The organism is Kitasatospora sp. NPDC003701, from assembly GCF_053587085.1.
Window position 1 is genome coordinate 43650 of record NZ_JBSFNM010000006.1, and the last position, 20959, is coordinate 64608.

18 protein-coding genes are annotated in these 20959 nt (G+C 75.7%); 8 read left to right on the plus strand and 10 right to left on the minus strand.

Annotation, left to right across the window (positions count from 1 at the left end):
- The first annotated feature begins 12 nt into the window (after positions 1–12).
- Both ACWDRR_RS07835 and ACWDRR_RS07840 read left to right on the plus strand, forming a co-directional pair.
- Complete coding sequence (locus tag ACWDRR_RS07835; protein WP_449771283.1) at positions 13–771, plus strand: RNA polymerase sigma factor; 759 nt, start codon at positions 13–15, stop codon at positions 769–771.
- A gap of 46 nt (positions 772–817) precedes the next feature.
- Positions 818–1774, plus strand: a complete 957-nt coding sequence (locus ACWDRR_RS07840) for a hypothetical protein (RefSeq protein WP_449771284.1) — start codon at positions 818–820, stop codon at positions 1772–1774.
- Positions 1775–1954: 180 nt separating this feature from the next.
- Here ACWDRR_RS07840 and ACWDRR_RS07845 read toward each other — a convergent pair whose 3' ends face one another.
- Entirely contained in the window at positions 1955–3376 is a 1422-nt protein-coding gene (locus ACWDRR_RS07845; RefSeq protein ID WP_449771285.1) for a cation:dicarboxylate symporter family transporter, read from the minus strand.
- Between the two features lie 174 nt (positions 3377–3550).
- Here ACWDRR_RS07845 and ACWDRR_RS07850 point away from each other — a divergent pair, with 174 nt between their 5' ends.
- Together ACWDRR_RS07850 and ACWDRR_RS07855 are read left to right on the plus strand one after the other, a co-directional pair.
- On the plus strand, positions 3551–5209 hold the full coding sequence (locus ACWDRR_RS07850; RefSeq protein WP_449771286.1) for a sensor histidine kinase: 1659 nt from the start codon (positions 3551–3553) through the stop codon (positions 5207–5209).
- The gene (locus ACWDRR_RS07855; protein ID WP_449771287.1) at positions 5206–5964 is read left to right on the plus strand and encodes a response regulator; all 759 of its coding nucleotides are present in this window, start codon (positions 5206–5208) and stop codon (positions 5962–5964) included. Before ACWDRR_RS07850 ends, ACWDRR_RS07855 begins: the two co-directional genes overlap by 4 nt.
- Here the strand turns inward: ACWDRR_RS07855 and ACWDRR_RS07860 are convergent.
- From ACWDRR_RS07860 to ACWDRR_RS07870, 3 genes are read right to left on the minus strand one after another with little or no spacing between them, the layout of a single operon-like run.
- Positions 5945–6322, minus strand: a complete 378-nt coding sequence (locus ACWDRR_RS07860) for a DNA-binding protein (RefSeq protein ID WP_449771288.1) — start codon at positions 6320–6322, stop codon at positions 5945–5947. The genes ACWDRR_RS07855 and ACWDRR_RS07860 overlap by 20 nt on opposite strands.
- A gap of 14 nt (positions 6323–6336) precedes the next feature.
- Positions 6337–6648, minus strand: coding sequence for a hypothetical protein (locus ACWDRR_RS07865; RefSeq protein WP_449771289.1), 312 nt, complete (start codon positions 6646–6648; stop codon positions 6337–6339).
- Positions 6649–6676: 28 nt separating this feature from the next.
- Positions 6677–7354 carry a class I SAM-dependent methyltransferase gene (locus ACWDRR_RS07870; RefSeq protein ID WP_449771290.1) on the minus strand — a complete coding sequence of 226 codons (678 nt, stop codon included), beginning with the start codon at positions 7352–7354 and terminating at the stop codon, positions 6677–6679.
- 158 nt (positions 7355–7512) lie between these two features.
- On the opposite strand from ACWDRR_RS07870, the gene ACWDRR_RS07875 reads away from it, so the two are divergent.
- The 4 genes from ACWDRR_RS07875 (at position 7513) to ACWDRR_RS07890 (ending at position 12997) form a co-directional block, all read left to right on the plus strand.
- The gene (locus ACWDRR_RS07875) at positions 7513–8898 is read left to right on the plus strand and encodes a diaminobutyrate--2-oxoglutarate transaminase family protein (protein ID WP_449771291.1); all 1386 of its coding nucleotides are present in this window, start codon (positions 7513–7515) and stop codon (positions 8896–8898) included.
- A 92-nt stretch (positions 8899–8990) separates the two neighbouring features.
- Positions 8991–10451 carry a pyridoxal phosphate-dependent decarboxylase family protein gene (locus tag ACWDRR_RS07880; RefSeq protein ID WP_449771461.1) on the plus strand — a complete coding sequence of 487 codons (1461 nt, stop codon included), beginning with the start codon at positions 8991–8993 and terminating at the stop codon, positions 10449–10451.
- A 432-nt stretch (positions 10452–10883) separates the two neighbouring features.
- Positions 10884–11642, plus strand: a complete 759-nt coding sequence (locus ACWDRR_RS07885; protein WP_449771292.1) for a tRNA-dependent cyclodipeptide synthase — start codon at positions 10884–10886, stop codon at positions 11640–11642.
- Positions 11643–11809: 167 nt separating this feature from the next.
- A complete protein-coding gene (locus tag ACWDRR_RS07890) occupies positions 11810–12997 on the plus strand; it encodes a cytochrome P450 (RefSeq protein ID WP_449771293.1) in 1188 nt (395 codons plus the stop codon).
- A gap of 51 nt (positions 12998–13048) precedes the next feature.
- On the opposite strand, the gene ACWDRR_RS07895 is transcribed toward ACWDRR_RS07890, so the two are convergent.
- From ACWDRR_RS07895 to ACWDRR_RS07920, 6 genes are all read right to left on the minus strand, one after another.
- Positions 13049–13849 carry an inositol monophosphatase family protein gene (locus ACWDRR_RS07895; protein WP_449771462.1) on the minus strand — a complete coding sequence of 267 codons (801 nt, stop codon included), beginning with the start codon at positions 13847–13849 and terminating at the stop codon, positions 13049–13051.
- 163 nt (positions 13850–14012) lie between these two features.
- Positions 14013–15257: an alanine racemase gene (locus tag ACWDRR_RS07900; protein ID WP_449771294.1), complete on the minus strand. Its 1245-nt coding sequence runs from the start codon at positions 15255–15257 to the stop codon at positions 14013–14015.
- 145 nt (positions 15258–15402) lie between these two features.
- A complete protein-coding gene (locus tag ACWDRR_RS07905) occupies positions 15403–17124 on the minus strand; it encodes an IucA/IucC family protein (protein WP_449771295.1) in 1722 nt (573 codons plus the stop codon).
- On the minus strand, positions 17121–17954 hold the full coding sequence (locus ACWDRR_RS07910) for a hypothetical protein (protein WP_449771296.1): 834 nt from the start codon (positions 17952–17954) through the stop codon (positions 17121–17123). The genes ACWDRR_RS07905 and ACWDRR_RS07910 overlap by 4 nt, the downstream gene beginning before the upstream one ends.
- Positions 17951–19747, minus strand: coding sequence for an IucA/IucC family protein (locus tag ACWDRR_RS07915; RefSeq protein WP_449771297.1), 1797 nt, complete (start codon positions 19745–19747; stop codon positions 17951–17953). Before ACWDRR_RS07915 ends, ACWDRR_RS07910 begins: the two co-directional genes overlap by 4 nt.
- Positions 19744–20958, minus strand: coding sequence for an ATP-grasp domain-containing protein (locus ACWDRR_RS07920; protein WP_449771298.1), 1215 nt, complete (start codon positions 20956–20958; stop codon positions 19744–19746). Before ACWDRR_RS07920 ends, ACWDRR_RS07915 begins: the two co-directional genes overlap by 4 nt.
- Position 20959: the final 1 nt, after the last annotated feature.

Sequence of the window (20959 nt, forward strand, 5' to 3'; positions counted from 1 at the left end):
CGAGGGGGCGGCATGGAGTTCAGCGGTCGGTGCCGGGGTGGGCGGGAGCCGGACTTCGGGTCCGCGGCCAACCCGGCCGAATTCAACCGGGTGTTCACGGGCCTGCTGCCCCGGCTGCACCGTGCGGCCGTCTCGCTCACCGGGAGCCGGATCGCCGCCGACGACGTCGTCCACGACGCGTACCTGCGGATCGCCCGCCGCCCCGAGCGGTTCCTCGGCCATCCGCAGCCCTACGCCTACGCGTTCACCACCATGACGAACCTCGTGCGCGACCAGTGGCGGCGTGAACGCCGTCGGGTGCTGCTGTCCGAGCCGGTGGCGGACGACCACGCCTCGGCCGACCCGGGCAGTGGCGGGCTGGGGGAGCTGCTGGCGCGCTGGGAGGTGGTCCGGCTGCTGGGCTGCCTGACGGCGAAGCAGGCCCGGGTGGTGCAGCTGGTCGACCTCGACGGGTACAGCGTCGACGAGGCTGCCGCCCTGCTGGGCCTGCACCGCTCCACGCTGGCGGTGACCAGGCGGCGCGCGCTGGCCCGGCTCCGCCGGGTCCTCGAAGGCGAGGTCGAGGGCGGGGGCGAGGCTGAGCGCGAGGGCGGGGGCGGGCGCGAGGGCGGCTGTCCGGGCGGGCGGCCCGGCCGGAACGTGGTCGAACAGCCGGGCGAGCGCGACCGCGGATGCGACCGCCGCCACCAGCCCGGCCGGGCCCGCCCCGGCCACGACGGCCCGCCGCGTACCGGCGGGCGGCGCCGGGGAGGGGCCGACGCACCGAACTGACGGCACGTCAGCAGATGCGGCGGCCTCGGCCCGTACGCTGCGCATCGTGATCGCGTACGAGGAGCAGCGGCTCCGCACACTGGCCGAGGACGGGCGCTGGTCCGAGCTGCTCGGCCACTACCGGCGGGCCCGGGCCCTCGCCGTGGCGCGCGACGGCGAGGACCGGGCGGCGGCGGAGACCGCGCCGCTCGGCCATCTGATCGCGTACGCCGCGCCGCCCGAGCTGGCCGTCCGCCTGTTCGACCACGACGGGGGCCCCGGCACCGCCGCCGGACCGGCGGACCACGACGCCGGGCCGCTCTGGGAGGTGCTGGCCACCCGGCACTCCTGGCTGCGGCTGGCTCCGCTGCTCGGCCCGGCGCCGGTGCGCCGGCTGGTCGAGCACACCCGGATCCTGATCGGCGAGGACCTCTCGTACGGGGCCGAGCCGGATCCGGAGGGCGTCCCGCTGCAGTTGGAGCCCTGGGAGTCGGCCGGCTGGGGCGACGGGGTGCGGGTCCGGGACTACCTGCCGGCCGGCGGGTCGCGCAGCGCGCTGCTGAACCTGCCCGCCACCCGCGAGGGCCTCGGCCCGGTCCTGCTGCCGGAGTCCTGCGACCGGCTGCGCGGCCAGCGGGCCACCCGGGCGCTGGCCGCGCTGGCGGACTGGGTGGAGGTGGTCTGCGCCCGGGGGCCGGCGCCGCAGGCGGCCGCACTGCTGGCCCCGGGGCGGCGGGTCACCGGCGGGTACCTGCCCTTCGCGCTGGTCTACCCGGTGCTGCTCCAGGCCGGGGTGGTGGACCGGGCGCACGGCTCGGCGCAGGGCCGGCTGGCACTGTGGCGGGCGCTCGGCGCGATGGCCGGGGCCGGCGGACCGGACCGCGCGGAGGTGAACGCCCTGGTGGCCCGGATGCGCTGCTTCACCTGGTGGGAGCCGGAGGACGGGCTGCGCCACCTGCACGTCGCGGTCGAGGACCCGGCGAGCGGCCTGAGCTGGGCGGTCAGTGGCTCCGACGAGCTCTGACGAGCTCTGACGGGCTCCGGTGGCCTCAGGCGACCCCGGCGACCTTCGGCGACCGTTACCGGAATCCGGCGACTCCGGCCGGGCCCTCGCCGGCACGGACGTGCGGGCCCCCGGCCCGGCGCCGCTCGGGGGGTTGGGCGAGGCGCCGGACCGGGGGGACAAGGGGGAGCCGCAGCGGGCTCAGGCGGCCGTCCTGCTCGGGGTGCCGCCCTGGGCGGGGACGGGCTCCGGCAGGACGTCGGGAGCGTCGGGGGCATCGGCCGCCGGCGTCCCGGGCGCGCCGTGGGCGTCCACCAGCGTCCGCTCGTCGAACGGCACCGCGCCCGCCAGCACCTGCCGGGCCCGCTCCCGGTCGAACTCGCCGGTCCAGTGCCCGATCAGCACGGTGGCCACGGCGTTGCCCGCGAAGTTGGTCATCGCCCGGGCCTCCGACATGAAGCGGTCGATGCCGACGATCAGACCGACCCCGTCCACCAGCGCCGGCTTGTGCGACTGCAGCCCGCCCGCGAGGGTGGCCAGCCCGGCGCCGGTGACCCCGGCCGCGCCCTTGCTGGCGATCACCATGAAGACCAGCAGGGACAGCTGCTCGCCCACGGACATCGGCTTGTCCATCGCCTCGGAGATGAAGATCGAGGCCATCGTGAGGTAGATGGCGGTGCCGTCCAGGTTGAAGCTGTAGCCGGTCGGCACGGTGATGCCGACGACCGGGCGGCTGACGCCCAGGTGCTCCATCTTGGCGATCAGGCGGGGCAGCGCGCTCTCGGAGGACGAGGTGGAGAGGATCAGCAGGAACTCGCGGCCGAGGTAGCGCAGCAGGGTGAACACGTTCACCCCGGCGACCAGCCGCAGCAGCGTGCCGAGCACCACGACGACGAAGAGCCCGCAGGTGAGGTAGAAACCGATCATGATCACGGCGAGGCTCTTCAGGGCGGCCGTGCCGGTCGCGCCGACCACCGCCGCCATCGCCCCGAAGGCGCCGATCGGCGCCACCCACATGATCATCGACATGACCCGGAACACCAAGCGCTGCACGTGCTCGATGCCGCGCAGCACCGGGGCGCCGGCGGGGCCCATCGCCTGGAGGGCGAAGCCGGCCAGCAGGGCGACCAGCAGGGTCTGCAGCACCTTGCCCTCGGTGAGGGCCGAGAACATGGTGGTCGGGATCATCCCGAGCAGGAAGTCGGCGGTGGACTGCGCGCCCCCGGCGGCCGCCTGGGCGTGGCCGGACTTGGCCAGCGCGGCGGTCAGGTGCAGGCCGCCGCCGGGCTCCAGCAGGTTGCCGACCAGCAGGCCGATGGCCAGGGCCACGGTCGACATGGCGAGGAAGTAGCCGAGGGCCAGCCCGCCGACCTTGCCGACCTTCGCCGCCTTGGTCACCGAGCCGATGCCCAGCACGATGGTGCAGAAGATCACCGGACTGATCATCATCTTGATCAGATTGACGAAGCCGGTCCCGATCGGCTTCAGCTCCACCGCGAACGACGGCGCGGCCAGGCCGACCACCACGCCCGCGATCACGGCCACGATCACCGCGAGGTAGAGGTAGTGGGTGCGGTCCCGGCGTCTGCCTCCCGCCTGCGGTCCTGCTCCAGTGATCGACATCTGCGGCTCCTTCGCCCTGCAGTCCTGGCGGCCCCGGGTGGTGGGCCGCTCCGACTATGGGCCGCGCCGTGACGGAGGTCACGTTTGCGTTCATAGAGTTCACACCCCGTACGGGAACGGGCCGTGCCGGCCGGGGCCCTTGCCGGGCTCCGGCGGTGGTGCACACTGTCAGGCATGTCCGCGCGCACCCTCCCCTCGCCGCGCCGGCCGGTGCGCAGCCTGGCCGGACAGCTCTTCGTCGTCCAGGTGGTGATCGTCGCCGCCGTGGTGGCCGGCGGCGCCGTGCTGGCCTACCTGTTCACCGCCGACCGCACCGAGGACGCCGCCCGCCGCCAGGTCACCGCCGTCGCCCGCTCGGTGGCCGACTCGCCGTCGGTCCGGGCCGCCGTCGCCGACCCGGACCCGACCGCCGTCCTCCAGCCCTACGCCGAGCAGGTGCGGGTGGACACCGGGGTCTCCTTCATCACCGTGATGGACACCGCGGGCGTGCGCTGGACGCACCCGCTGCCCGAGCAGATCGGCAAGACCTTCCTCGGGCACATCGACTGGGCGCTCGCGGGGGAGACCCGCAGCGAGACGTACACGGGCACGCTCGGGCCGTCGGTACGGGTGGTCACCCCGGTCCTGGACGACCGGCACCGGGTGGTCGCGCTGGTCAGCGCGGGCATCACGGTGCAGTCCATCTCCGCGCAGCTGCGCGGGCCGCTGCTCGCGCTGGTGGGCGTCGCCGTGGCCGCGCTGGCCGTCGGCGGGCTCGGCACCTACCTCGCCAACTCCCGGCTGCGGCGGCACACCCACGGCATGGGGCCGGCCGAGCTCAGCCACCTCTACGAGTACCACCAGGCGACCCTGCACTCGGTGCGCGAGGGGCTGGTGCTGCTCGACCGCAAGCACCGGGTGGTGCTCTGCAACGACGCCGCCCGCGAACTCCTGGCGCTGGAGGGTGAGGTGGAGCGGAGCCCGATCGACGGGCTGGGGCTGCCGGAGGCCCTGGTGGCCGCGGTGCTCGGGGAGGGGCCGGTGAGGGACGAGGTGCACCTCACCGCCGAGCGGGTGCTGGTGCTCAACACCTCCACCATCGGCACCGGCCTCGGCCGTGTGGTCACCCTTCGCGACCACACCGAACTGCAGTCCCTCACCGGCGAGTTGGACTCCGTGAAGAGCTTCACCGAGGCGCTCGGCGCGCAGGCGCACGAGGCCGCCAACCGGCTGCACGCCGTGGTCTCGCTGATCGAACTCGGGCGCCACGAGCAGGCGGTGGAGTTCGCCACCGCCGAACTCGCACTCGCCCAGCAGCTCACCGACCGCGTCGTCGCGGCCGTCGGTGAGCCGGTGCTGGCCGCGCTGCTGCTCGGCAAGGCGGCCCAGGCGGCCGAGCGGGGCGTGGAGTTGACGCTCACCGAGGACAGCCGGATCGACGACGGCGTGCTGCCGCCCGACCTCGCGCCCCGCGACCTGATCACCGTCCTCGGCAACCTGGTCGACAACGCGGTGGACGCCGCGATCGCCGGCGCCGCCGAACGCCCGGAGCAGCCCGAGGTCACCGTCACCGCCCGGGTCGACGGCGAGCACCTGCTGCTGCGGGTCGCCGACACCGGCGCCGGGATCGACCCGGGCGTGGTCGAGGACGTGTTCCGGCGCGGCTGGAGCACCAAGCAGGACGGCCGCGGGCACGGCCTCGGGCTCGCCCTGGTCGCCCAGACCGCCCGCCGCAACGGCGGCACGGTCGAGGTCGGCCGGGACCGCGGCGCGGTGCTCACCGTCCGGCTGCCGCTGGGCCCGCCGCCCCGGCGGTGCGAGCCGGCCGAGCCGGCCGGGGCGGTGCTGTCGTGAACGGTCCCGCCGACCGGCCCGTCGCCGACCGGTCCGAGATCTCCGTCCTGGTGGTCGAGGACGACCCGGTGGCCGCCGCCGCCCACACCCTCTACGTTCAGCGCGAACCGGGCTTCCGGGCCGCCGGCGCGGTGCACAGCTGCGCCGACGCGCTGCGCTTCCTGGACCGCGCCCGGGCCGCCGGCCGGCCCGTCGACCTCACCCTGCTCGACCTCTACCTGCCGGACGGGCACGGACTGCAGCTCTGCGGCACGCTCCGCGCGGCCGGCCACACCACCGACGTCATCGCCGTCACCTCGGCCCGGGACCTCGCGATGGTCCGCCAGGCCGTCTCGGCGGGCGTCGTCCAGTACCTGCTGAAGCCGTTCGGCGCCGCCGCCCTGCACGACCGGCTGGAGCGCTACGCCCGCTACCGCGACACCCTGGGCCGCACCGGCGAGGCCACCGGCCAGGACGAGGTCGACCAGGCCCTCGCCCTGCTGCGCACCCCCGAACGCACCGCCCTCCCCAAGGGGCTCAGCGCCCCCACCCTGGACACCGTCGCCGCCGTCCTGCGCGAGGCCCGCACCGGGATCTCCGCGGCGGCCGCCGGCACCGCCGCCGGGGTCTCCCGGATCACCGCCCGCCGCTACCTCGAACACCTCGTCGACATCGGCCTCGCCGTCCGCGAGCCGCAGTACGGCAATGTGGGCCGCCCGGAGCTCTGCTACCGCTGGACGGGCGGTGGGGGAGGGGTCAGACCGGGATCAGCATGATCCGCTTGTCGCAGAGCTTCGCCATGTCGTCGATGTCGCTGGTGAGGAGTCGGACGGGTCCGGGTTGCGCCATGGCGGTGGCTGCGACGACGGCGTCGATCGCGTACTTGTGGCCGTGCAGTCCGGCGGTCACGAGTAGTGCCATCGCCTGCCGAGTCACCTGTCGGGTCACCTCCTCGACATTGAGGCGGGAGACGACGAAGTCCCAACGAGGCTGTGACTGCTGCGGATTCATCGCTTCGATCAGCGTCAGCGTGCTGATGACCACCCTGGCGCCGTGAGTCTTGGCGTGGTCGATCCGAGCCATCACAAGCGGATCCTCGGCGATGGCCAGGGACAGGCCCTGGCTGTCCAGCACGAGCGCCCCCGGCGTCAGCTTGCCAGGGACTCGCTGGGTCCCTGTTCGGCGAGCCACTGCGCGTACCTCCGCTCCGCTTCCTCGGCCTCGCGGGCTGCCTGGGCCCGAGCGGTTTCGGGGATCTCGCCATTGCGACGAACGTAGTCGTCGACGAGTTCGGCAAGGTGCTCGCGCTCTATCGCCTGTTTGACCGCGGCAGTCACGTAGGCGCTGAACGAGCCCTTACCCACCCGGGCGCGAACCTCCTCGGCCACGTCCTCGGGCATGGAAACGCTGTACTTCTTCACCGGACGCGAGGTCGGTGCGGCATCCATCTGCTCGGACATGCGGCCAGGTTACCACCGGCGGTGTCAACTACGGGTTGACCCGGATCGCCCGTGCGAGGTACTGGTCGTCCGTGTCCGCAAAGCCGTCCAGTCGCCAGCCGGCGGCGGTCAGCAGTGGGCGCAGGTTGGGCTCGGCGCGCAGGTCGTCGGGGGTGAGCTCGCGGCCGTGGCGGGCGGCCAGGGCGGCCCGGCCGACGGGGTGGAAGAGGGCGAGCGCGCCGCCCGGGCGGGTGACGCGGGCGAGCTCGCGCAGGGCGCGGGCGGGGTCGGGGAGGTGGGAGATCAGCCCGGCGGCGAAGACGGCGTCCAGGGCGGCGTCGGGCAGCGGCAGTCGGGCGCAGTCGGCGAGCAGCAGGGCCGCGGTGCCGTGGTGGCGGGTGTCGGCCTCGTGGAGCATCTCGGGGGTGACGTCGGCGCCGTACACCCGGCCGTCGCGGCCGACCGCCGCGCGCAGCGGGGGGAGTGCGCGGCCGGTGCCGCAGCCGGCGTCCAGGACGGAGTCGCCCGGGCGCAGGCCGAGTTCGGCGATCGCGGCGGTGTAGCGGGGGCCGTCGTCGGGGAACTTGGCGTCCCAGCCGGCGGCGCGGGTGCCGAAGAACTCACGGGTGCGGGCCAGTTCGGCGGCGTGCTCGGCATCGTGCGCGGGGGCGTCGGGGGTGTCGGGGGCGTCGGGGGTGCCGGGCGAGGCTGAGGGTGAGGGTGACATGGGGGCGAGGGTAGCGCGCGGGCCGTAACCCGCGGCCCCTCCGCTCGTTGGGGAGGCGGGCCCCGCGTCACCCGCTCGGGTGGTTCTCGCGACCCGGGGCGGATCCGGCCAGGTCAGGGAAGTAAAGTTAGGCTTACCTAACTTCTTGGGAGTTCGCCTTGACGCTCGCCGCCGTCCCCGCCACCGGGTCCGCTGCCGTCCCCGCCCAGGCCCCGGGCGACGCCATCCTGCGCCGCCAGCGTGTCCGCGAGTCCGCCGCCCGCACCTACGCCCGCTCGTTCCCGATCGTCCCGGTGCGCGCCAACGGCATGACGGTCGAGGGCGCCGACGGCCGCCGCTACCTGGACTGCCTCTCCGGAGCCGGCACGCTGGCACTCGGCCACAACCACCCGGTGGTGCTGGAGGCGATCCGCCGCACCCTGGACAGCGGCGCGCCGCTGCACCTGCTGGACCTCGCCACCGCCGAGAAGGACGACTTCACCACCGCCCTGTTCGAGAGCCTGCCGAAGGAGTTCGCCCGGCAGGCCCGGGTGCACTTCTGCGGCCCCGCGGGGACGGACGCCGTCGAGGCCGCGCTCAAGCTGATGCAGACCGCCACCGGCCGCTCCGGCGCCCTCGCCTTCACCGGCGCCTACCACGGCATGACGGCCGGATCCCTCGCGCTGACCGGCAACGTCGCCGTCAAGGAGCCCCTGCCGGGCGGCGGCGAGGTGGTCCGGCTGCCCTACCCGTACGGCTACCGCTGCCCGTTCGGCGTCGGCGGCGAGGCGGGCACCGAGCTCGCCGCGACCTACGCCGAGCGGCTGCTGGACGACCCCTCGGGCGGCGTGGTGCGGCCCGCCGCGATGGTCCTGGAGGCGGTCCAGGGCGAGGGCGGGGTCGTCCCCGCCCCCGACGGCTGGCTGCGCGCGATGCGCCGGATCACCGCCGAGCGCGGCATCCCGCTGATCGTCGACGAGGTGCAGACCGGGGTCGGCCGCACCGGTGCGATGTGGGCGGTCGAGCACAGCGGCATCGTGCCGGACGCCATGGTGCTCTCCAAGGCGATCGGCGGCAGCCTGCCGCTCGCCGTCGTCGTCTACCGCGAGGAGTACGACAGTTGGCGGCCCGGCGCGCACACCGGCACCTTCCGCGGCAACACGCTCGCGATGGCGGCCGGCGCGGCCACCCTGCGGTACGTCGCCGCGAACGGCCTGGCCGGGCGGGCCGAACTGGTCGGCGCCCGGATGATCGAGCGGCTGCGGGCGCTGGCCGGCGAGCTGCCGGTGATCGGCGACGTGCGCGGGCGCGGGCTGATGCTGGGCGTCGAACTCGTCGACCCGGACGCCGAACCGGACGCCTGCGGGGCCCGCCCGGCCGCTCCCGCGCTCGCGGTCAAGGTCCGCGAGGCCTGCCTGGCCCGCGGCCTGATCGTCGAACTCGGCGGCCGGCACGACGCCGTCCTGCGGCTGCTGCCGCCGCTCACCATCACCGACGAGCAGGCCGCCGCGGTGCTCGACCGCCTCGCCGACGCCATCGCGGCGGCCGCGGCGGGAGCGCGGTGACCACCCCGGACGACCCCGGCCACCCCGCCCGCGAGCCCGCCGCGCGGCTCGCCGCCGTTCCCCGGACGGCCCCGGCCACCGCCCCCGACGCGCTGGCCGGCGGCACCGGCGGCCCGGCCGCGCTCGCCCCCCTGCTCGCCGACGTCCTGGCCGCGCTGGGTGCCGGGGCCGCCCGCCGGGCCGGCCCGCTGCCCGCCGGCCGGCCCGGGGAACTCGCCGCCCTGGCCGTCGCGGGGCTGGCCGACGCGCACGGCCCGCAGGCGCTCGCCCGGCTCACCGAACTGCTCGCCCACGGCGCCGCCGACCCGGCCGACCCCGCCTGCGCCGCCCACCTGCACTGCCCGCCGCTGGCCGTCGCGGCCGCCGCCGACCTCGCCGTCAGCGCGCTGAACCCCTCGCAGGACTCCTGGGACCAGGCCCCCGCCGCGACGGCGCTGGAGACGGCGCTGCTCGCCGAACTGGCCGCCCTGGTCGGCTACGACCCGGCCGCCGCCGCCGGCGTGCTCACCTCCGGCGGCACCGAGTCCAATCTGATGGGCCTGATGCTGGCCCGCGACCAGAAGCTCGACGGCATCGTCGAGTTGGACGGCATCCCGGCGGGCGTCGAACCGCGGATCATCGCCTCCCGCGCCGCGCACTTCTCCGTCCAGCGCGCCGCCGCGCTGCTCGGCCTCGGCGAACGCGCCGTCGTCCCCGTCCCCGTCGACCGCGAACTGCGGATGGACCCGGGCGGACTGGAGCGCGCCCTGGCCGAGGTCAGCTGGGCCGGGCAGACCCCGATCGCGGTGGTGGCCACGGCCGGCACCACCGACACCGGCGCCGTCGACCCGCTGCACACCGCCGCCGACCTCGCCGCCCGCTACGGCGCCTGGCTGCACGTGGACGCCGCGTACGGGGGCGGCGCGCTGCTCTCGGACCGCCTCGCCCCGCTGCTCGACGGCATCGCCCGCGCCGACTCCGTCTCGCTCGACTGGCACAAGCTCGGCTGGCAGCCCGCCGCCGCCGGGATCTTCCTGGTCCGCCGCGCCGAGACCTACGTCTCGCTCGCCCGCCGGGCCGAATACCTCAACCCGGCCGACGACGAACAGGCCGGCTACCCCAGCCTGCTGGGCCGCTCGCTGCGCACCACCCGGCGGGCCGACGCCTTCAAGATCGCCGTCACCCTGCGCACCCTCGGCCGCGCCGGGCTCGGCCGGCTGGTCGACGCCTGCCACCGGCTGGCGCTGGACGCCGCCGAGGCCGTCCGGGCGGACCCCGAGCTGGAGCTGTACGCCGAACCCGTCCTGACCACGGTGGTGTTCCGCTACCGACCGCCGGGCCGCCCGGACGCGGACGCCGCCGACCCGGCCGTCGTCGACGCGGTCAACGGCGAGCTGCGCCGGACGCTGCTGCGCACCGGCCGCGCCATCGTCGGCCGGACCGAACTGCCCGGCGAGGGACCGGGCCGGGTCCGGCTGAAGCTGACGCTGCTCAATCCGCACACCACCGCCGCCGAGATCGGCGCCCTGCTGGGCCTGGTGGTCCGCACCGGGCGGGAGGTCGCGGCCGGCTGAACGCCGTCCGCCGCCCTGCCGCGGCAAAGACAAAGCCCTTTTCGCGGACGGATGTTGGAGGAAGACACACTGGCGTGCCATGCTGTCCGGGGGATATTCGGCCGCCCCCGGAAAGCCTCCGTGGACATACCTTTCCGGAGGAGTACAGGCTGATTCAGGCCGCCCGGTGATCAGAATCCGCCAACCCCTCGGCAGGGCTTGCGGAGATCCCGAACGGCGGCGGTAACTTCATGTGGTCGCCGCCCCACCAAGAGCACACGGCTCCCCGGGGCAGGCCGCCTGACCAGGCGCGCGTCATCCGCATGCGGTGAGCCCACCCCTACATCCGGGTGAACTCCGCGTACCCGCCATGCACTTCTGTGAATCCCGGTAAAACCGCGTGGACCACCTGAAGCCAGTCCTGTGACCATTCCTGCGAAGCGGAGGCAAGGCATGCGCGAAACCCTCCCGGGCGAACGTGCCACACCCGTCGACCTGACCGTGTACGAGGCGTTTCCGTTCTCCGGCGGTTGCCGGGAGATCTGGCGCCGCGGCGAGCACCTGCTCATCGGAGTCAGTCCGGGAAACAGCTATTTCAGTCACCGTCGGATTGCCGAACTCGTCGGGTGGGGGCTGGAGTTCTTCGAGCGGATCGACATCGTCCAGGCCGATCTGCACGTCGAGGCCCAGTACGAGACCTTCGGCTACACGCCCGAGCACGCCCAGCGGCGCGCCGCCAAGGAGATCAAGGCCACCGCCCGCCGGATCGCCCGCGGTGTCGAGGAGGCCGGCGGTCCCGACGGCGTCCGGACGCACGCGCTCTCCGCGTTCACCGGCCACCCCGCCTACCGGCGGTTGCACCGGCAGGTCGTCGACGCGCTCGACGCCGACCGGGAGTTCCGCGCGGCCGCCGAGGCCATGGCGCGCGGTTTCCTGGCCGCCCGGCTGGACGAGGGGCTGGCCCCGAACGAACCCCAACTCGCCGCCGGCCTCCGGTACATAGCCGCCGAGCTGCCGTTCTTCCTGGACACCCCGGCGCTGCTCGGCGTGCCCTCCTCGGTCAGCTGCTACCACCTCCAACTCCCGCTCACCCCGGTGCTGTTCGGCCGTGAGGAGGGTCTGCGGGCGGCCCCCGGCCAGGCCTATGCGGTGGTCCGACCGGCCGCGCCGACGGCCGCCGCGGGAGCCGCCGCCCGGAGCCGCGCGGCCTGACCGCGCCCGCCCGCCGGCGCTGCCGTCCCGCGCCCGGCCGTGCCCGTGCCCGTAGCCGGTCGCGCGTCCCGTACCCATGCCTGGCGCCCATTCGTACCCGCGTCCGTGCCCGTAGCCGGTCACGCGTCCCGTACCCGTGCCCGTATCCGATCTCAGGGAGTACCCCCATGACCGAGCTCACCTTCCCGCTCTCCCGACGGGGCGACGTCCTGCCCGAGGAGGCGAACCGGCTGCGCGCGGAGCAGCCCGTCGCCCGGGTCCGCACCATGACCGGCGACCCGGCCTGGCTGGTCAGCAGCTACGCGCTGGCCAAGCAGGTGCTGGAGGACGAGCGCTTCAGCCTCAAGGACACCGCCAACCCCGGCGTCCCGCGCCAGTACGCGCTGACCATCCCGCCCGAGGTGGTGAACAACATGGGCAACATCAACAGCGCCGGCCTGCGCAACGCCGTGATGAAGACCCTTTCACCGCGTGCGGACAAGGAGTTGGACGGCTGGCTGCAGGCCGAGGCGCACCGGCTGATCGACGCCCTGGTCGGGCAGGGCGCCCCCGCCGATCTGCGGGACGGCTTCGCCGAGCCCTACTCCGCCGCCCTGCACTGCCGGCTGCTCGGCCTGCCCGTCGACGACTGGCGGCGGCTGATGGCGGGCATCGACGTCGCCTTCGTCACCAGCCCGGTCCCGTTCGAGGGTGCCGCGCCCAACTGGTACAAGGACCTCGGCTACCTGCGGGAGCGGCTCGTCGCCGACCCGGCGCCCACGGAGGGCCTGCTCGGCCGGTTCGCCGAACTGCGGCGCTCCCCGGACGTCTCGGACCGGGTCGACGACGAACTGCTGGCCACCGTCGCGCTCTCGCTGTTCGGTGCGGGTGCCGTCTCCACCTCGTCGTTCCTGCTGCACGCCGTCCTCCACCTCGTCCGGCAGCCGGAGCTGGCCGAACGGCTGCGCGAGGAGCCGGCGTTGACGGCGCGGGCGGTGGACGAGCTGCTGCGGGTCAACCTGTCGATCGGCGACGCGCTGCCCCGGATCGCGCTGGCGGACGTCCGGGTCGGCGAGGTGCTGGTGAAGGCGGGCGAGCTGGTGCTGGTCCTGGTCGAGGGGGCGAACCACGACCCGGCCGTCTTCCCGGAGCCGGAGCGGATCGACTTCGACCGGGCCGACAACCCGCACCTGGCCTTCGGCGCGGGCCGCCACTTCTGCCCGGCCTCGGCGCTCGGCCGCACGCACGCCGAGATCGCGATCACGGCGCTGGTCGAGCGCCTGCCGGGCCTGCGGCTCGCGCTGCCGGTCGAGCAGCTGGCCTGGCGGCCCGGCTTCATCAAGCGCCTGCCGGAGCGGCTCCCGGTGCTCTGGTAACCGGATGCCCCGGTCGCCCGGCGCGCGCGGGCCGGCGGGGGCCGGGCGGGCTCAGTGGCCGAGCAGGACGGCGCGGGTGCGCTCCCAGCACTCCGGGTCGGCGGCGACCAGCAGGCCGTCCTCGCCGCCCGGGGCCTCCGGCCGGTAGGGGCTGCCGTCGAGCCGGGCGGAGACCCCGCCGGCCTCGGTGACCAGCAGCGAGCCGGGCGCGTGGTCCCAGGGCAGGGTGCGCCAGTAGAGGATGAAGTCCAGCGCGCCCTCGGCGATGTCCGGGTACTCGACCCCGGCGGCGTTGCGGCCGGGGGTGATCTCGCCGAAGCCGGCCGCCGCGTTCGCCACCAGCGTCCGGCGCAGCTCCGGCTCCAGGAAGCGGCTCTTCAGCGAGCCGCGCCACCGGCCGGGCTCACCGGCCGCGGGGGGCCGGGTCAGACGGTCGCCGTTGCGCCAGGCGCCGGAGCCCAGCTCGGCGGTGTAGCAGGTGGCGGTGGCCGGCTGCCAGATCCAGGAGGCGACGGTCCGGCCGGAGCGGACCAGCGAGGCCATCACGGCGTAGTCGGGGCGGCCGGCGATGAAGTTCGAGGTGCCGTCGACCGGGTCGACCAGCCAGGCGGCGGGCTCCGTGTGCAGGGCCTGGGCGAGCGCCGGGTCGGCGGCGACGGCCTCCTCGCCGACCACCGGGACGGGCAGCAGCTCGCGCAGCCGCCGCTCGATGATCACCTCGGCCTCGCGGTCGGCGACGGTCACGACCTCGCCGGGGGCCTTCTCCATCACCTCGCCGGCGGCCAGCGCGCGGAACCGCGGCTCCACCACCTCGGCCGCGGCCTCGGCGAGAATCTCCGCCACCCTGTCCATCAGCACGTTGCGCGCTCCCTTCGCTGGCTACCACTTTCGCACGTCTGTGCGGTGCGGACCTTCGTCAGCCCCCGGAGCGCCGCCCGCCGGGGCCTCCCGACGACGCACCCGGTCCGGGCGGCAGGCGGCACCGCCCGCCGCCCGGACCGGCCGCCCGCCGCCGTCAGCCCCCGGTGCGCCCGTCCCGGGCCGCGTCCTCGCCCAGGTAGTGGAAGCCCGGGCGGGGGTGCATCAGGAACTCGTGGTGCGAGATGTTCCACGCGTAGGCGCCGGCCATCGCGAAGAGCACCCGGTCCGCCGTCCGCAGGCCCTTCGCCGCCGGGGCGGCGCGGGCGAGGACGTCCTTCGGGGTGCAGAGCTGGCCGGCCAGGGTGGCGCGGCCGGTGGTCACGGCCGGGCGCGGCCACGGGTGCGGCCAGGCGTCGACCGGCAGGACGGCGAACGGCTGGTCGTGGCCCCGGGTGGCCGGGGTGCGCAGGTGGTGGGTGCCGCCGCGGAGGACCGCGAAGTCCTCGCCGTGGCTCTGCTTCACGTCCAGCACCTCGGTGGCGTACCAGCCGCTGTGGGCGGTCAGCGCGCGGCCGGGCTCGATCCGCAGGGTCAGCCCGGGGTGGCGGTCGAGCAGCTCGGCCAGGCCCTCGCCGAAGGCCGACCAGTCGAAGCGCGCGTCCGGGTCGGCGTAGTCGACGGCCATGCCGCCGCCCACGTTGACCTCCGCCAGGGCGAACCCGTGCCGCTGCGCCGTCCGGGCCGACCAGTCGACGATCTGCCGGGCGAGGGCCAGCTGCTCCGCCGCCGCCAGGCCGCTCGCCAGGTGGGCGTGCACACCGCGCAGCCGCAGCCGCGGCAGCAGCGGGCCGAGCGGCCCGTGCGGGTCGGTCAGCAGGCGGGCGCAGGCCTCGGCGCGCTCCGGGTCCAGCCCGAACGGGGTCGGCCGGCCGCCCATGGCGAGCGCCACCGCGTCCAGGGCGCCCGCGCCCACCGGCAGGTTGACCCGCAGCAGGACGTCGACCCCGGCGTCCGGGCGGTCGGTCAGGGCGGCGGCGAGCCGGTGCAGCTCCTGCTCGCTCTCGACGTGCCAGCGGTGCACCCCGGCGTCGAGCGCGGCGGCGATCTCGGCGGGCGTCTTGCCCGGCCCGCCGAAGGCCAGCGGGGCGTCCGGCACGGTCTGCCGCACGTGTGCGAGCTCGCCGCCGCTGGAGACCTCGTAGCCGTCGACCGCGGCGCGCAGCGCGGCCAGCACGGGCGCCTCCGGGTTGGCCTTGGCGGCGTAGTACAGCTCGACGCGCGCGGGCAGCGCGGCCCGGACGGCGGCGGCGTGCGCACGCAGCGCCGCCAGGTCGTGGACGTACGCGGGCAGCGCCTCCGGGGCGAGCGCGGCGACGTGCCGGCGGACGGCGTCGGTCATCAGGTACTCCAGACGGGGACTGGGTGGGTGGTGGTCGGTGCGGGGGCGTGCCCGGGCGGGTGGGTGGCGGTCGGTGCGGGGGCTTGCCCGCGTGGGTGGGTGGTGGTCGGTGCGGGGGCGTGCCCGGGCGGGTGGGCGGCGGGGCTCAGCGGCTGCTCCAGGCCGGCGTGCGGACGGCCTCCAGGGGCAGCCGCGCCGCCTCCGCCTCCGCCAGGACGCAGCCGGCCAGCGGGGACGGCAGACGGACGTAGCCCGCCTCGCGGTCGGGCCGGCGCTCCCAGCGGGTGAGCAGGTTGGCCTTCGCGGGCAGCGGGACCCCGGCCAGCAGGGCACGCAGCCGGGGCGGGCGGCCGTGGGCGTCGGCGTACTCCTCCAGGGCGCCCCGGACGGCCTCCCACAGGGCGGCCTCCGCCTCCGGATGGCGGTCGGCGAGCGCGGCCAGCAGTTCGGCGACGTGGTTGACCAGCAGGCAGTAGACCACCCGGTCCCAGCCGCGCTCGGCGTCGTAGGCCATCGGGCCGGCCACCTCGGGCGGCAGCGCGGCGAGCAGCGCGGCGTTCCGCTCGGGGACGAGCTTGGTGCCCTCCAGGTCGCGGAAGAGCACCTGGGCGGGCCGCCCGGCGCCGTCGACGCCGATCAGTACGTTCTGCAGGTGCGGCTCCAGCACCACGCCGTGGTCGAAGTAGGCGGCGAGCACGGGCGGGACGAGCAGCCGCAGGTAGTCCGTCCACCAGTCGAGCGCCTCCTCGGCGCCGGCGTCCCGGCCGAGCAGCCGCGAGATGTGCGCGGAGCTGGTCGGGTGCTCGTCGGCGACGGCGGCGGCCAGCAGCGGGGTGACGCCGGGCCGCAGCACGCCGGCGAAGCCCTCGCGGACGATCAGGCCGAAGCCCTCGAACAGGGCCCGGTCCGGGAGGCCGTCCGCGCCCGGCAGGGCCAGCGTCCGGAAGGCCGGCTCGCGCAGCACCGCGGCGTCCGGGTAGCGCTCGGCGAGGTCGCCCAGCACGGGGGCCAGCAGCCGGGTCAGCGCGACGGCGCCGGTCAGCTCGTAGGCGGCGTTCTTGCGCAGGCAGTTGGTGATCCGCACGTTGAGGCTGAACTTCAGGAACGCGCCCGCGCCGTACAGCGTGCGCACCGAGGCGGTCGCGGCGAACGGCTCGCCGCCCGGCCCGAGGTCCAGGACGTCCCCGCTCGCCAGGGCGCCGCGCAGCAGCGGGTGGTCGGCGAGGAGTTCGTACTGCCAGGGGTGGGCGGCCAGCAGCCGGTGGCCGGCGGGGGCCTCGCCCAGGCCGTCCAGCAGCGCCGTCGCGGAGGCGTCCAGCGAGGACTCCGCGATCAGCTCCGGCCGCACCGCGAGGTGGCGCAGCCGGAACACGGCGCGCGACTCGGGGGCGTAGGAGCGCCAGTCGCCGCGCTCGGCCGAGCGGGACTTGGGCGCGGGGTGGAAGCGGTGGCCGAACAGCAGGGCCTGCTCGGACTCCAGGTAGCGGTCCGGTCCCGGGGCCGGCCGGTTCTCCAGCCCGGCGCGCACGCCCGCGTGACTGGACGCCAGCTGGTCCAGGAACTCCTCGTTCACCGTGCCGGTGCGCAGCTCCAGCTCGTCCTGGACGTGCCCGGCGAGCTGCTGCCAGGCCAACGGGGCCCAGCCGGGGGCTCGTTCCTCCTCCACCGGGCCGGTGAAGCGGTGCGCGCCGAGCAGCGAGGTGCGGCGCAGGGCGACCCGGAGCAGGACGCCGCTCCGGGGCAGGCGCAGCAGCAGCCGGCCGTCGGTGACGGTGGTCTGGTGCTCCGGTCCGGAGACCTCGCGCAGCAGGCAGTTGAGCAGGGTGTGGGCCACGGCGTGGTCGGGGTTGGGCAGTTCGTGACTCATCGGCGATTACTCCAGCGCGTGCGGGTCGGTAAGACGAGTGTGGCGGCTGCGGCGATGGCCGGCAGTGCGGCGGCGGTGCCGACCAGCACGGGGGCGGCGGTGCCGAAGCGGTCGTCGGCCAGTGCGGCGACGGCGCCGGCGGCCACGGCGCCGCCCTTGGAGAGGAGTTCGGCGGTGCCGAACATCCGCCCCGGCGCCCGGCCCCGGGTGGCCTCGGCGGCCGGCACCGAGAGGCAGACCAGGCCGAGGGTGAGCCCGGCGCCGAGCAGCAGCCGGAGGGCGGCGAACGCCGCCGGCGAGTGGGCGGCGGCGTGCCCGGCGAGGCCGAGGGCGACGAAGCCGAAGCCCAGCGCGATGCCGGCCCGCGGGCGGGTGAGGAAGGCGGTGCGGGTCCGGGCGGCGGCCGCCGGGTAGCCGTTGGTGGCGGCGAAGGTGCCGCCGAGGAAGCCCTGGAGGAGGAAGCCCTGGAGGACGAGGGCGAGCCTGCACGCGGGCAGGCTGTCGGCCGCGCCGGCCCGCAGGAACGGGACGGTGAGCCCGAGTCGGGCGCGGAGCAGCAGGCGCGTGCGGCCGAACCGGTCGGCGAGCCGGCCCCGGAGCGGGGTGCCGGGGGCGCTGAACACGGTCGGGACGATGCAGGGCACGCCCGCCCACCGGCCCTGCGGGTCGCCGAGCGCGGGCGGGACGGCGGTCAGGTACGGCGGTAGGCCGGGGGCGGCGGCGGAGGCGGCGACGTAGCAGGCGGCCACCGCGTGCACCTGGCGCCGGCCGAGCCCCTCGGGGCGGACGGTGGTGCTGCCGGGGTGCTGCGGAAGGGTGTCGACGCTCATCCGGTGGCTCCGGCGGCACCCGCCCCTCCGGTGGCCTCCGGTGCGCCGGCGCGGAGGTAGTTGGGTCCGTCGGTGTAGTGCTTGTTGATGTCGGCGGCGCCCGATCGCTGCTTGGTGAGCAGTGTTCCGGCCGTCACCATGGCCTTGACCGGCAGCCGTTCGGCGTCCAGCAGGGCGGCGCGCAGCGGTTCGCCGGCCGGCCCGATCCGGTCGGTGGCCTCGGCCAGCCGCTTGCGCAGCAGGGCCAGCAGGGCGTCGAGTTCGGCGCGGCCGTGGGCGGCGAGTCCGAACGCCAGGGCGCCGGTGCAGAGGTGGCCGGTGATGGTGGCGAAGAGGTCGGTCAGCGGTCCGTCGCCGTCGGCGAAGATCCGGGCGTCGTCGAACTCCGCGCGGTCGGGCGCGCTGTCGCCCAGGGTGGCGGCGAGCCGGCCGGTGTGGATCCGCGGTCCGTCGTCGTCCTTGTAGAGCAGGCGCAGGCCGCCGTCCTCGTCGAACACCAGTGAGGTGTTCTGCTGGTGGGACTCCAGCGCGATGCCGTAGCCGAAGAGCGTGGTCTGCCAGTCGAGCACCAGCTCCAGCAGGGCGTCGTAGAGGGCGACCGGGTCGCCGCCGTGGAAGCGGTCGGCGAGGTGGTCGATCACCAGGCGTCCGCCGGGGGCGGGGGCCAGCAGGGCGGCCAGCGGGACGGTGACGGCGCGCTCCAGGCCGGCGCCGGCGGGGTGGCGGCGCAGCAGGACGGCGAGCAGTTCGTGGCCGGCGTGCGCCCAGCTCTGCTCGTCGGCGTGCAGGATCCGGTCGGCGAAGCGGGGCTCGCGGGCCAGGACGGCCTCGATCAGTCGCTGGCCGGCCGCGCCGTCGCGCAGCGTCCCGGGCTTGATGGTGCGGCGGTTGAGCCGGCCCAGGGTCGCGGTCGCGAGCGGGAGCTTGAGGTGGTGTCCGGGGTCGTCGGCGACGGCCACCGTGCGCATCGAGAGGGTGGGCACGACGGTCAGGTACGGCCGGTCGGCGAGGACGGCGCGGCCCTCCAGGCCGGCGGCGCGCAGGGCCCCGGTGAGCGGCTCGCCCACGGTGAGCGGGTGCACGGGCAGGGTGGCCCAGGCGTTGTCGCCGCCCGCGAGGGCGAGGCCGAGCCAGCTCGGGGTGGGCCACCAGCTGGGCAGTGGCCGGTCGCCGTGCACGGTGAGGGCGCCGGCCGGGACGGCGAGCCAGCGCAGCTCGAAGGCCGCGTGGAACTCCGGTGCGTAGGAGCGCAGTTGGGGCTCGGTGAGGCCGGAGCGCCCGCGCGCCGTGGGGTAGACCGGGTGGTCGAGGTGGGCGGCCAGGGCGTCGTGGCCCAGGGCGGCGGCGGGGCCGCTCCAGTGGGCCGGGTCCGCGCCGTAGAGGTCGGTGAGCGCGGTGTGCACCCCGGCCCGGGCGCGCTCGTGCAGCTCCATGGTGGCGAGGGTCTGCCGGCACTCCTCGGCGAAGGCCGCCCAGCCGGGCCGGTCCTCGGCCTCGGCCAGGCCGGTCAGGGCCGCCAGGACGGTGTCGAGCCCGAACAGCGGGGCGCCGTCCAGCTCCAGCAGCGGGAGCCGGGCCGCGTACTCGCACTGGAAGCCCTCCTCGGTGACGGGCAGGGCGAGGCGGGCCTGCGCCAGCACCAGCCACCGGCCGTCGGCCCGGTCCTGCGGGGTACTGCGGGTGCGCAGCCCGAGCACGTCCTCGCGCAGCAGCGCGGAGAGCACCCGCAGGGTCAACCGGTCGGCGACGGACGGGCTTCCGGGCGGCGCGACGGCGCGGGTGGTGGTGCTCACGGGGTGATCTCCCAGCGGTTGGCCGCGACGAAGCGGGCGACGGCGGCGTCCACGGCGCTCTGGTCGGTGCCGACGGCCCAGATCACGCCGAGGTAGTCCCGGTTGGTGCGGTAGTGCTCGTGGTGCTCGCCGAGCGGGCGCAGCGGCCGGTAGGCGAGCCGGACCCCGTCGCGCTCCTCGTCGTGGGGGCCGGGCGCGGCGGTCAGGGTGCCGGGCCGGTCCGCGCAGACCGGCTCGTTGCGGGCCCGCTTCCCGGTGGCCGCGCACTGCTCGGCGAGGTCCTCGGGCAGTTCACGGCCGAGGTGCGCGGCGAGGATGTGCTCGAACAGCGGGATGCCGAGGATCTCGGCGAGCATCAGGTCGCACTGGTCGCCGATGGCACGGTAGTTGACCTCGATGATCCGGGCCCGGCCGTCCGGCTGCACGACGAACTCGGTGTGGCAGGCCCCGAGTCCGACGCCGATGGCGTCGAGCTGGGCGAGGATCTGCTCGACCACCGCCTGCGGGTGGGCGGGGACGAACTCCAGCATCTCCTCGATGAAGTGCGGGGGAGGGGAGATTCTGGTCCGGAAGCCGCCGAGGACGTGGCGCCGCCCGGTGTCGCCGAGCGTCTCCAGGGTGCACAACCGCCCCTCCAGGAACTCCTCGACGACCAGGGCCGCGCCCGGGCGCCGGTGCTGGATCTCCGTGCAGCGCCGCTCCAGCTCCACGGCGTCGGCCACCAGCGAGACGTCCTCGCTGGCGACGCCCTCGCGCGGCTTGACCACGACCGGGAACGGGACGGCGGACTCCCGCAGCACGGCCGGGTCCTGGCCGGGGCCGAGCTCGAAGGAGCGGACGGCGTCCAGGCCGGCGGCGGCCAGGTGACGGCGCAGCTCGCCCTTGTTCTTGGCCCGCAGGGTCGCCTTCCAGTCCTTCGCCGCGAGCCCGAAGTACCCGGCGGCCAGGGCGGTCTGGGTCTGCAGGTGGTCACTGTTGCTGAACACCGCGTCGGGTGCGTCCCGTCGGGAGATCAGCCCGATCACCTCGCGGAAGTCCCGGACGTCGCACTCCACCACGTCCGGCGGGGGCGCCAGTTCGGCGTAGGCGCGGCGGTGGGGCTCGGCGTGGTCGGTGAGCACCGTGACGTCGATCCCGAGCCGCGCGGCGGCCGGCAGGAAGCCCTGGGTGACCGAGTCGGTGGGGTTGAGGGCGAGCAGGTAGAGCCGCATG

Coding starts and splice junctions, on each gene's coding strand:
- ACWDRR_RS07865 (WP_449771289.1), bottom strand. CDS start 6,648: ATGTCCGAGCAGATGGATGCCGCACCGACCTCGCGTCCGGTGAAGAAG.
- ACWDRR_RS07850 (WP_449771286.1), top strand. CDS start 3,551: ATGTCCGCGCGCACCCTCCCCTCGCCGCGCCGGCCGGTGCGCAGCCTG.
- ACWDRR_RS07900 (WP_449771294.1), bottom strand. CDS start 15,257: ATGACCGACGCCGTCCGCCGGCACGTCGCCGCGCTCGCCCCGGAGGCG.
- ACWDRR_RS07905 (WP_449771295.1), bottom strand. CDS start 17,124: ATGAGTCACGAACTGCCCAACCCCGACCACGCCGTGGCCCACACCCTG.
- ACWDRR_RS07835 (WP_449771283.1), top strand. CDS start 13: ATGGAGTTCAGCGGTCGGTGCCGGGGTGGGCGGGAGCCGGACTTCGGG.
- ACWDRR_RS07890 (WP_449771293.1), top strand. CDS start 11,810: ATGACCGAGCTCACCTTCCCGCTCTCCCGACGGGGCGACGTCCTGCCC.
- ACWDRR_RS07885 (WP_449771292.1), top strand. CDS start 10,884: ATGCGCGAAACCCTCCCGGGCGAACGTGCCACACCCGTCGACCTGACC.
- ACWDRR_RS07870 (WP_449771290.1), bottom strand. CDS start 7,354: ATGTCACCCTCACCCTCAGCCTCGCCCGGCACCCCCGACGCCCCCGAC.
- ACWDRR_RS07845 (WP_449771285.1), bottom strand. CDS start 3,376: ATGTCGATCACTGGAGCAGGACCGCAGGCGGGAGGCAGACGCCGGGAC.
- ACWDRR_RS07920 (WP_449771298.1), bottom strand. CDS start 20,958: ATGCGGCTCTACCTGCTCGCCCTCAACCCCACCGACTCGGTCACCCAG.
- ACWDRR_RS07910 (WP_449771296.1), bottom strand. CDS start 17,954: ATGAGCGTCGACACCCTTCCGCAGCACCCCGGCAGCACCACCGTCCGC.
- ACWDRR_RS07895 (WP_449771462.1), bottom strand. CDS start 13,849: ATGGACAGGGTGGCGGAGATTCTCGCCGAGGCCGCGGCCGAGGTGGTG.